We start from the raw sequence: 335 nt of genomic DNA, 5'->3' as shown, positions 1-335 counted from the left end.
ATTGATAGATTATATTAACTCTTGGGGACCAATGATTTTAGGTCATGCCCACAAACCCGTAGTTGATGCTGTAGTTGAAAAAGCCAAAAAAGGAACATCATTTGGAATGCCAACTGAAATTGAAACTAAAATTGCCGAATTAGCTGTTTTAATGGTGCCAAATATTGATAAAATTAGATTTGTTAATTCTGGTACCGAAGCTTGTATGAGTGCCGTTAGGCTTGCACGTGGTTTTACAGGTAAAGATAAAGTAATAAAATTTGCAGGATGTTACCACGGGCATAGTGATTCGTTTTTAATTCAAGCGGGTAGTGGTGCTAGTACTTTTGGTACAC

At 36.7% G+C, this 335-nt stretch carries 1 protein-coding gene; it reads left to right on the top strand.

What is annotated here, in order from left to right; all coding sequences use genetic code 11:
• Window positions 1–335: aminotransferase class III-fold pyridoxal phosphate-dependent enzyme (locus FUA24_RS02900; RefSeq protein ID WP_148540000.1), on the top strand; the 335-nt coding region annotated here is incomplete at both ends.

The organism is Seonamhaeicola marinus, from assembly GCF_008085455.1.
Note: the sequence above shows the minus strand (reverse complement) of the source record. Positions and strands in the feature narration are given on the sequence as shown.